Here is a 289-nt window from a genome sequence, read left to right on the forward strand (position 1 = left end):
TGATGAAGGTACGGTTGTCGGGCGTTACCTGCGGCAGAAGCTTCGAGCGGATGGCCTGGCCGAGACTTTCGTCGACGCAGCGTTTGCCGTCCTTGCCGACGATCATGCCGTAGGCCGAGTTGCTGACGCGGGCAGGGTTCGCGTGCGTTTCCGGAACTGTTGGCCCTGCATAAAAGCTGCTTAGGTTAACAAGCTTTGCCCGAAGAGGCTTTGTCATCAAAATATTCTCGCCGGTGTTCTTCGTCGAGCCGCGAAGCATGAGGCGCGCGGCCCACGGACCCATATAGGC

General features: G+C 59.2%; 1 pseudogene. It reads right to left on the bottom strand.

Going from position 1 to position 289, the window contains the following annotated elements:
* Positions 1 to 217, bottom strand: a pseudogene (locus H6A60_RS13050) (FAD-dependent oxidoreductase); the annotation flags it as partial.
* Between the last annotated feature and the right edge of the window lie 72 nt (positions 218 to 289).

This window comes from Sutterella massiliensis (assembly GCF_016899755.1).
Lineage (GTDB): Bacteria > Pseudomonadota > Gammaproteobacteria > Burkholderiales > Burkholderiaceae_F > Sutterella > Sutterella massiliensis.